Annotated in this window: 9 protein-coding genes and 1 riboswitch; all 9 genes read right to left on the bottom strand. The window is 64.2% G+C overall.

Features of this window, described 5'->3' with window-relative positions:
* Positions 1–66 precede the first annotated feature (66 nt).
* Positions 67–1,779: an HAD-IIB family hydrolase gene (locus HUI96_RS26905; RefSeq protein ID WP_188257783.1), complete on the bottom strand. Its 1,713-nt coding sequence runs from the start codon at positions 1,777–1,779 to the stop codon at positions 67–69.
* A 139-nt stretch (positions 1,780–1,918) separates the two neighbouring features.
* On the bottom strand, positions 1,919–4,720 hold the full coding sequence (gene gcvP / locus HUI96_RS26910) for an aminomethyl-transferring glycine dehydrogenase (protein WP_188257784.1): 2,802 nt from the start codon (positions 4,718–4,720) through the stop codon (positions 1,919–1,921).
* 10 nt (positions 4,721–4,730) lie between these two features.
* Entirely contained in the window at positions 4,731–5,099 is a 369-nt protein-coding gene (gene gcvH / locus HUI96_RS26915; RefSeq protein WP_188257785.1) for a glycine cleavage system protein GcvH, read from the bottom strand.
* Positions 5,100–5,103: 4 nt separating this feature from the next.
* Positions 5,104–6,204: a glycine cleavage system aminomethyltransferase GcvT gene (gene gcvT / locus HUI96_RS26920; protein ID WP_188257786.1), complete on the bottom strand. Its 1,101-nt coding sequence runs from the start codon at positions 6,202–6,204 to the stop codon at positions 5,104–5,106.
* 148 nt (positions 6,205–6,352) lie between these two features.
* Positions 6,353–6,438, bottom strand: a riboswitch (glycine riboswitch).
* Between the two features lie 95 nt (positions 6,439–6,533).
* Positions 6,534–6,923 carry a helix-turn-helix domain-containing protein gene (locus HUI96_RS26925; protein ID WP_188257787.1) on the bottom strand — a complete coding sequence of 130 codons (390 nt, stop codon included), beginning with the start codon at positions 6,921–6,923 and terminating at the stop codon, positions 6,534–6,536.
* 171 nt (positions 6,924–7,094) lie between these two features.
* Entirely contained in the window at positions 7,095–7,880 is a 786-nt protein-coding gene (locus HUI96_RS26930) for a molybdopterin-binding protein (RefSeq protein ID WP_188257788.1), read from the bottom strand.
* 2 nt (positions 7,881–7,882) lie between these two features.
* Entirely contained in the window at positions 7,883–8,740 is an 858-nt protein-coding gene (locus tag HUI96_RS26935; protein ID WP_188257789.1) for a cytochrome b/b6 domain-containing protein, read from the bottom strand.
* A gap of 155 nt (positions 8,741–8,895) precedes the next feature.
* Positions 8,896–9,357, bottom strand: a complete 462-nt coding sequence (locus HUI96_RS26940; RefSeq protein ID WP_188257790.1) for a YaiI/YqxD family protein — start codon at positions 9,355–9,357, stop codon at positions 8,896–8,898.
* Complete coding sequence (locus HUI96_RS26945) at positions 9,354–10,007, bottom strand: DUF1345 domain-containing protein (RefSeq protein WP_188257791.1); 654 nt, start codon at positions 10,005–10,007, stop codon at positions 9,354–9,356. Before HUI96_RS26945 ends, HUI96_RS26940 begins: the two co-directional genes overlap by 4 nt.
* Between the last annotated feature and the right edge of the window lie 132 nt (positions 10,008–10,139).

Consider the following 10,139-nt stretch of genomic DNA (forward strand, 5'->3'; position numbering starts at 1 on the left):
CTGTCCACGCCAATCGTGGCGGGGATGTGGTTTAGTGTAACATCCGCGGGGAGTTGGTCCCGGTAGTCAGTCCTGTGCCTCAGCGGGTCCGGTGTAGCGGCGCTTCACCGCTTCGGCAATGAGCTTGCGGCTTTCCTCAGGCGGCAGCGACTCGTCTTCCTCCACTTCCGCGGTTTCGTCGGCTAGTTCGTCGTCGCGGATCTGGCGACGGAACCAGTCGGAATAATCGCCGGCGCGCAGGTGGTGCTCCCACGTCCTGTCGTCAATCCCTTCGGCGATCTGCACGAACATCGAAAGATTCTGCGCTCTCAGCTTCATCTCGCCCTTCGGGCCCCGGAAATAGAAGCTCCCTGCCTCGTCGATCTCGCCCTGGGCATATTTGCGAGTATGCCGCTTGCGCGACTGCTTCGGTTGCTCTGGCGTCACCAGGCGCAACCCTTCGCGCGAGCCGGGCCGCCAGTACAGAACCTGGTCCTTGCCCGGAACTACGAGGCTCGAAGGCGGGGTCTTGCCGGTAACATTGCAGAAGGTCTTGACGACATCAGGAGCCTTTGCGCCCAGAGCCATGACGACGGTGACGAGGTTCAGCGCCTCCGGCGACATTGCGTCGGGGTGGACCGTGATCAGGATCGTCCCAGGCAACTGCTTGGACAGGGCAAGCGAGGTCGCGTCGCGCCGTTTCGGCAGCATGTGGTGCGCCTCGTCGGTGATCAGCCAGTGCGGCCGGGCGACCTTGGCGCGGAAGCCGGTGATGCTCGACAGGAACTCGGCGAAGAACGCGGGCCGATCCTCCAGATCCACGCCGAGACATTCGACGACGAGGTTTGTGTCGGTCTTCTCGAGAAGGCTGAGCACCTGCTCCATCGTCGGCGGCTCGGCCGCTTCGCCGATCTTTACCGAGAACTCCAACTCACTGTAGTCGCCCTCCGGATCCACCACGCAGAACTGGAACTTCTTCTCGATGCACCGTTCGGTGATGGCGGTGGCCAGGGTAGACTTGCCGATCCCAGAGCTGCCCGCGATGAGGATGCAGTCGGACGGACGCAACTCGGCGTATCTGTCCTTCTCGTCCTTGCCGAAGGCGATGCGGTTGCGGGGCGCCTTGCCGAGATCCTGGTCGTGCTCGATGAGCTCTTCTATGAGTTGCTCCACACCGCGCCCTCTCGCTCCCCCGGTGACCAGATCGGCGGTCTCCTTGACTGCGGGCAGGGCATTGGCGACCGCGATGCTGCAGCCGCAGGCGCGCAGGAACGCGTGATCGTTCTCCGCATCTCCGATCGCGACGACATTGTGTGGCGAGATGCAGAGGTCTTCGAGCGCGGCGGCTAGCCCGGTCGCCTTGTTGATCCCGCTCGGCAGGATCATGACTGCGCCCTTGTTGAAGATGATCTCCATGGCAAGGCCCATGGACTGGATGGTTTCCAGTACTGTGGTCTGATGCGGCTCCCACGTGGCCACGATCGATCGGCCAACCGAGATCGGCTCGACGCCGCGTCGCTTCAGTTCGGTGACGAACTCGGCGGAGGGGGCAGGCGCCAGCGGCTTCTCCTCGCCGGTCGCGGGCGTGTAGAGCAGGGCGCCGTTCTCGACGACGACCTTGTCGAAAATATCCAGCTCCGGAAAGACGCGCTTCAGGTCGGGGAGTTCGCGTCCGGTCACCAGGATCAGCTTGCGGCCGGTGTCCTTCAGCCGTTGCAACGCCTTGAGCGTTCGCTCCTCCACGACGCCGTCATGGGCGAGCGTGCCGTCATAGTCCGTCGCCACTGCGATGTAGTACATGCCGCCATCCCTTTGCGTGTGCCTCGATCATGGCGCATGCATGGGTAGGGGCCGCCGCGCCGACGCAGGTTTGTGGCCTCAACGCGAAAGGTATGCTCGTAGCTCCCGAAAAACAGGGAGCTACGAGCATTGCAGCAGATCAGCTCGCGAGCGCCTCCAGCGGCGGGCAGGAGCAGACGAGATTGCGGTCGCCGGCGACGTTGTCGATGCGCGAAACCGGCGGCCAGTATTTTGCCGTCGTGTCAGGATCGGCAGCCGGATAGGCAGCCTCCAACCGCGAGTAGGGATGGGTCCATTCCAGCGCCAGCGCTTCCGTCGCGGTGTGCGGCGCGTTGACCAGCGGATTGTCCGTCTTCGGCCATTCGCCCGAAGCGACCTTCTCGGCCTCGCGCGCGATCGAGATCATTGCCTCGCAAAAGCGGTCGATCTCCTCCTTTGGCTCCGATTCGGTCGGCTCGACCATCAGCGTACCCGCCACCGGCCAGGACATGGTCGGCGCGTGGAAACCGTAGTCGATCAGCCGTTTCGCGACATCCTCGACGCTGATGCCCGCCTTCTCCTTGAGCACCCGCGTGTCGAGGATGCACTCGTGCGCGACGCGTCCGTTGCGGCCGGCATAGAGCACCGGATAGTGCGTCTTCAACCGCTCGGCGATGTAGTTGGCGTTGAGGATCGCCATCTCGGTCGCCTGCTTCAGCCCGGCTGCACCCATCATCCGGATGTACATCCAGGTGATCGGCAGGATCGACGCGCTGCCGTATGGCGCGGCCGAGACCGCGTGCGCGCTTCCTAAATCCACGTGGCCCGGCAGGTAGGGCGCGAGATGTCCCTTGACGCCGGTCGGCCCGACGCCCGGACCGCCGCCGCCATGCGGGATGCAGAAGGTCTTGTGCAGGTTCATGTGGCAGACGTCGCCGCCGATGTCGCCCAGCCGGGCCAGCCCGACCATCGCGTTGAGATTGGCGCCGTCGAGATAGACCTGCCCGCCATGCTGGTGGACGATGTCGCAGACTTCGCGGATGCCTTCCTCGAACACGCCGTGTGTCGAGGGATAGGTGACCATGATGGCCGCGAGATTCTCAGAGTGCTGCTCGGCCTTGGCGCGCAGGTCGGCGATGTCGATATCGCCGGCCTCCGTGCAGCGCACCACCACGACCGACATGCCGGCCATCGAGGCGCTGGCCGGATTAGTGCCGTGCGCGGAGGACGGGATCAGGCACACGGTCCGATTGCCGTTGCCGCGCCCAAGATGATAGCGGCGGATCGCCAGCAGACCGGCATATTCGCCTTGGCTGCCGGCATTGGGCTGCAGCGAGACCGCGTCGAAGCCGGTGATCTCGGCAAGCCAGTTTTCGAGCTGCCCCACCATGGCGCGGTAGCCTTCGGCATGTTCCGCAGGGGCGAAGGGATGCAGGTTCGCGACACTCGGCCAACTGACCGGCGCCATCTCGGCGGCGGCGTTGAGCTTCATGGTGCAGGAGCCGAGCGGGATCATCGTGCGGTCGAGCGCAAGATCCTTGTCCGCCAGCCTCCGCAGGTAGCGCATCATCTCCGTCTCTGAGCGGTGCTCGTGAAAGACCGGCTGCGAGAGGAAATGACCGTTGCGGCCGGTCTCCGGCAGAAGCGACGGGGCCTCAACCGGTACTTTTGCGCCGAACAGCGCGGCAAGCGCGGCGAGGTCCGCCTCCGTCGAAGCTTCGTCGAAGGCGATGGAGACGCGATCCTCGTCGATCACGCGAACCAATCTTCCGGTCCTCTCCGCAGTGGCGGCAATGGCCCGTGCGCGGCCGGAGACGGTCGCAGCGACAGTGTCGAAGAGAAGCTCGCCAGCCAACGCGATCCCCGCAGATCGGAGCGCGGCGGCGAAGCGCGAGGCAAAGCCATGCACCCGCTGGGCGATCGCCTGCAGTCCCTCCGGCCCATGCCAGATCGCGTAGGCCGCCGCCATGTTGGCGAGCAGCGCCTGTGCCGTGCAGATGTTCGACGTCGCCTTGTCGCGGCGGATGTGCTGCTCGCGCGTCTGCAGCGCCAGGCGGTAGCCTGGCCGGCCCTTGGTGTCCTGCGACTGCCCGACGAGACGGCCGGGCATGAGACGGGTCAACCGATCGCTGACCGCGAGATAGGCGGCATGCGGGCCGCCATAGCCGATGGGCACGCCGAAACGCTGCATCGACCCGGCGACGACTTCCGCGCCGAATTTGGCCGGAGCCTGGAGCAGCGTCAGCGCAAGCGGATCGGCAACCACGATCACGAGGGCGTCGCAGGTATTCGCCTTGGCGATGGCTTCCGAGTGATCATGATAGACGCCGTAAGTATCCGGCCATGGCAGGATCAGCGCGGCAGCCGTGTCGTCGATCGGGCCATCGTCCAGGGTGATGCCCAGCGGCTCGGCGCGGGTGCGCGTGACGTCGAGCACCTGCGGATGCAGGGTGCCGCCCAGGACGACGCGGCTGCGCTTCTCCCTGTGATGGCGATAGGCGATGCCGACAGCCTCGGCCACCGCCGTGGCTTCATCGAGCAGCGAGGCCGAGGCGACCGGCAGACCGGTCAACTCGGTGACGAGCGTCTGGAAATTAAACAGCATCTCCAGCCGGCCCTGGCTAATCTCGGCCTGATAGGGCGTGTAGGCGGTGTACCAGGCGGGGTTCTCGAAAAGGTTGCGCTGGATGACCGGCGGCACCAGCGTGCTGTGATATCCTTGGCCGATGAACGGCTTCATGAGGTGGTTGCGCGCCATAATGGCGCCGAGTTCGGCCAGCGCCTCGGCTTCCGTGGCCGCCTCGGGCAGGTCGAGGGGGCGGCCGAGCCGGATCGACTGCGGGACCGTCTGGGAGATCAGCGTCTCAAGTGACGGGAGCCCGAGCGAGGCCAGCATGGCGCGGGTCTCGGCGGGGCGTGGGCCGATATGGCGGCCGGTGAATTCGGAACGTTTCTCGGTCATTGGCAATCCTTCAACCGATGTGGTTCTTGTAGGCGGCTTCGTCCATCAGGCCCTCGAGTTGGCCCTTGTCCGAGAGCTTCATCTTCCAGAGCCAGCCGTCGCCGGTCGCGGACGAGTTGATTAGCGCAGGTTCGGACGAGAGCGCCGAATTGGCTTCCAGGATCTCGCCGTCTGCGGGGGCATAGACATCGGAAGCGGCCTTGACCGACTCCACAGTCACCGCCGTGTCGCCCTTCTTCACGCTTCGGCCGGCCTCGGGCAGTTCCACGAAGACCAGGTCGCCAAGCTGCTCCTGGGCATAGTCGGTGATCCCGACCGTTGCCGTGTCTCCGTCAACCCGGATCCACTCGTGGTCTTCGGTGTAATAGGTCTGCGTCATTGAATTATCCTTTGCGATAGCGATGCGGTGCGAAGGGCAGGGGATGGATGTCGAGCGCGATCTTTGAGCCGCGCACGTCTGCAAAGACGCGCGTGGCCGCCGCGGCCAGCGGGGTGGAGACATAGCCGATGGCGACGGGATGCCCGACCGAGGGGCCGAAGCCGCCTGAAGTCACGCGTCCCACAGCCTGGCCGTGCTCGTCGGTAAGAACGGCGCCGGCGCGGACAGGCTGCCGGCCTTCGGGCTTGAGGCCGACGCGCTTTTCCGGCGCGCCAAGCGCGATTTCCTTGTGCAGAGCCTCGGCGCCAACGAATGTGCCTTCGCTCCTCAGCCTCTTCGGGATTGCCCAGAGCAGCCCTGCGGAAACCGGGTCGGTTTCCTCGGAGATGTCCTGGCCATGGAGGCACAGGCCGGCTTCGAGCCGCAGGCTGTCGCGTGCCGCAAGCCCGACCCACATGACGCGGTCGTCCTCGAGCAGTTTTGCCACGAACTCGCGGGCATCGGCTTCAGGCAGGCCGATCTCGAAGCCGTCCTCGCCGGTATAGCCGGAGCGGCTCATGAACCAGCCCGGCTTCGGCTCGAAGCCGGTCATGAAGGTCAGTTCGCCGGTCTCGATGCCTGCGCGGGACAGCGCGGCCCATGCCTCCGGCCCCTGGATCGCGAGGAAAACGCGCTCGAGCGGCTCGACCTTGGCGTCGAGCCCGGCGGCGAACTCGCGCAGATGCGCCGCGTCCTTCTCGGCGTTGCCGGCATTGGCGACGACCATGAAGCGAGTCGGACCCAGCCGGGTGACGATGAGATCGTCCGAAATCCCGGCGGTCTCGGTGAGGAGGAAAGTGTATTTCGACTGCCGCTCGACGATCTCTTCCGCTGCGAGCGGGCAGGCATGCGACAGCAGCGCGGCCGCACCAGGTCCGGAGACCTCGATGAGCCGCATGTGCGAGATGTCGAACAGACCGGCGTGCTCGCGGGTGTGAAGGTGCTCCTTCATCACGCCGGCAGGATAGGTCAGGGGCATCGACCAGCCGGCAAAGCCGCCAAATCGCGCTCCGGCCGCCTGATGCAGGTCTTCGAGGGGTAATCGTTTGAGGCCGACGTCAGTCATTGCTTCTCCAGAGCGCACCTATGTGACCGCAAATGCGGCCTATGGTGCCCCTCTGTCTGAAGCCTGAGAGACTCGCGCAACCGGAACTCTGTCGGCGGCGCTTACACCTTCGGCGCGGGGATTTCGGCCCCGACTTTCCAGAGCGTCTTAACCGGCGGCGGTTCTTTTGCCTGAGAGATTTCGGGCGATTTCCCCTTCGGCGGCAGCAATGCTGCTCTCTCCCGCAAACCGGCCGGACTCACCTGAGTGAGCCCGAGACCAGCTAGCGATATCCCATGCGGGGCCATTTGTCACGCCCCCGGCAAATGTCGCATTCCGACAAATTCGCGTCAGATCGGAGGTGCTTCGCGCAACCTTCCGAGATCGCCTTCCAACTTAGTGATCAGATGACCGGTTTCCATATGGAGCAGCTTCAGCCGATCAAGTTGCGCGGTGAAAGTGCCGGAGAGGGCAACCGGACCCGGTTCGTCCGGCGATGTTCCGACGCCGTGCAATATCCATGAAAGACTGACATTGAGAAGGCCAGCGATCGTCGGCAGGCGTCGGGCTTCGGGTTGAGAGCGGTCGCTCTCCCATCCTTTCATGGTCGCCGCGCTGACTCCGAGCCGCCAGGCCATGTCGCGGATGCTGAGGCCGGCAGCCTCACGAGCGCGGGACAGGCGGCCGCCCATCGTGTCCAGATCGGGTTGGTCGTTGAAAATGCTCGCGGTTGGAATCACGCGATACTACCTCCGTGGCTTGAGGAAAAACGGCCGCCGGATCAAACCGGGAGCCTGCGCAAGCATGTCTTGGAAGTCGCAGATGCACAACCGCTAGATGCGGAATATCTTATAACGCATTGAGAACGTGTACCTAAAAGTCCACTGCGCCACCGGATAGGCGGGTTACCGCTATATCCCGCCGAACCAATCGTAGCCGCGATCCTCCCAATATCCGCCCCTGCCGAGGCCGATCATGGACAGGCTGTCGACCAGTTCGATTCGGCTGAGATATTTCGGCATCTTGTAGCCGAGTTGGCGTTCCACCCGAACCCGCAGGGGCGCGCCATTCTCGACGGGAAGCGGCCCTCCATTGACGCCATAGGCCAGGATCGTCTGCGGATGACGGGCGTCGATCAGGTCGATGGAGCCGTAGTATTTCAGGTCACCGAAAGGCGCGTGCTCGATCGTGTCCAGGCAATGGAAGACGACATAGCGCGCCTGCGGCTTCACACGTGCCTCGTCGAGCACCAGGGCAAGCGGGACGCCTGTCCACTTTGCGATGCAGCTCCAGCCCTCAACGCAGTCGTGGCGCGTGATCTGGGTGCGGGACGGCATCGCCCTGAGTTGCTCGAGGGAAAACGACAGCGGCTTCTCGATCAGGCCGGCGACCTCGAGCCTCCAAGCCGCAAAGTCTCCCTGCAAGAGGCCCTGGTAGTAGTCGTCGTCCGGTGCCGTGACGCCGTTGGGGCGTTGCGGCTGGCGGATGTCTGATTCGGTGAATTCCTGAGCGAGCGAATCGCGGCCGGAAAGCCAGCGCTGCACCCGGTAGGTCAGATTGTTGGCGCCTGCCAGCACGTCGCGGAATTCGCCGTCTGGCTGCAGGTCGTCCAACACATCGCATCCGGACAGGAGCAGCCCGGCTGCTGGAGCAGTAGCGGCGAGGAAGCCGCGGCGCGAGAGAAGCAGGCGGGACATGGTCAGGCCCTCCGTGCAGGCTGATCCTCGTCGCCGGACGGGTGGTCTACTCGGTACCATCCGGTGATGATCGAACGCAGTTCGTTCAACGGTCCGGCAGCGAAGATCATGATGATGTGAATGAGGAAGAAGCCGACGAGCAGCAGCATCATGAGGAAGTGGATCGTGCGCGCGGTCTGCCGACCGCCGAGCAACTCCGGCAACCAGGGCAAGACCGTATCCATGGTCGGGGACATGGCAAGTCCCGATGCGACGATCAGCGGAAAGACGATGAACAGCACGCCGGCATAGGCGAATTTCTGCAGCGTGTTGTAGTCCCGCTGGTGATGGAACCGCAGCCGCGCATGATCGGCGACGTCGCGCTGCAGGTTGCGAACATCCGCGACGCGCGGGGCAAGATCGCGGCTGAGATGTCCGTTCAAAACGCTGCCGATAAGCCAGAGGGCGAGCGTGACCGCCAAAATCCAGGCGAAGAAGAAGTGGATGACGCGACCGGTGGCGAGGTCCTGGTAGGACGGGATCGTTGCCCACGCGGGAAAGCCCCGCGCCGCCGGCTCGCCGCTAGCTTGGGATAGGCCCAGGAGCCCGGACGTGTCGAAGCTGTGGCCGAGGATGCGGGTGTATCCCTTGGGCCCAGTGTCTGTGTTCTCTGCGGTCATCGAGAGGACTTCGTTGTCGAAGCCGAAGCCTGACTGGTCCCCGATGTAAAGTGCCGGGTGCGCATTGAAGATCTGCAGCCCTGAAAGGAGCAGGAAGAACAGGCTGATCGCCCAGACCCAGTGCGTGATGCGGGTCCACAGGACATGGCGATAGACGAGGGGGCGGTCCTTCGGCAGGGTCTGGATCGAACTGGCAACCATGGCCGGCCTCGTTCACTCGGCGCGCTTCGCGACCGTTTTGGAGAGACGAGACGTTAATGCCGAAAGTCTTCGGCAGCACTCGGCCAATTTCGCACTGTTCGCCCGGCGCATCAAGAAGGATGGCGCGTTGCGCGCTGGGGACTTGCTGGAAGCACCTACGATGCCGCAGCAATCGCCCGTCTTGCGACCTGGTCCAGTGCGCCAAGGAAACGCGACCGGTCCTCGCGCGAAAAGCTGGAATTGTAGCCCTTGCTTTCGCCGGTCTCGCGCAGGTGGCGGCCGAGGTCCCGCATCGCCATCGCCATGCCGATGTTGTCCGCGGTGAACGGCTTTCCGGCCGGCCCGAGCACATGTGCACCCCTTTCAAGCGACCGCGAGGCGAGGGGAATGTCGGCAGTGATCACGATGTCGTTTTTCTGCGCGTTATCCACGATCCAGTCGTCGGCCGCATCAGCGCCTTTCGACACGACCACATGGCGGATCATCGGGTCGCGGGAGGGCCGAAGCCCGCCATTGGAGACGAAGGTGACGACAAGGCCGAGCCGTTCGGCGACCCGCACCACTTCTTCCTTCACCGGGCAGGCGTCGGCGTCGACGAGGATCTGGGGCGCGCTCAATGCGAACCGCCCAGACTGACAACGACGTTCACGGCAGCGGCAACAAGCACCGTGTTGAAGAGATATGAGACAAGCGAGTGCAGCAATGTAGCCTTCCGCATCTGGGTCGAGGTCACTCCGGTATCGGAGGTCTGCGCCGTCATGCCGATGATGAAGCCGAAATAGAGGAAATCGTATCCGTTCGGTGCGCCCTCGCCGGGAAACGCGAGACCTCCGGCAGACTTCTTGCGTTCGGCCCCGGTCGGGCGCCAGTAGAGATGCGCATAGTGGATAGACGCCATCGTGTGGATGGTCAGCCAGCCCAGCGCAACGGAGGAGAGCGCCACGAAGAGGTCGGCTGCGCCAGGCTTCGGCTGGGCGTTGACCAGTACGAAGAGTGAGGCGACGGCGATCGCCACCGCCGCCAGAGTAACGGCGAACAGGACCGATGCCGGCTCGTCCTCCGCCGGAGCGTTGGCTCGCAGATAGGTCGCAGTCAGCCGCGGGATCCTGATGCCGGTCAGCACAAGGTACACCAGGAAGAATGCATTTGCCGAAAGGCCGATGGCTAGATGCCTTGGCAGCCAGAGTGCGGAGAAAGCCGCCAAGGCAGCGGCAGTGAAGCCCCAATAGAACGGCGCGTGGCGCCTATGACTTGGAAGGAGCTTCACCGCAGCAAATGCCGGAACAGCATGTTTACCGGCCCAGCGGCCGGCTTCGCTGCTCTCAGTATACCACAACGCTTCGGATCGACTTGCCCTGGTTCATCAGGTCAAAGCCCTTGTTGATGTCCTCCAGCGGCA

The sequence above is a fragment of the Pseudaminobacter soli (ex Zhang et al. 2022) genome (assembly GCF_014595955.1).
Classification (GTDB): domain Bacteria; phylum Pseudomonadota; class Alphaproteobacteria; order Rhizobiales; family Rhizobiaceae; genus Kumtagia; species Kumtagia pseudosoli.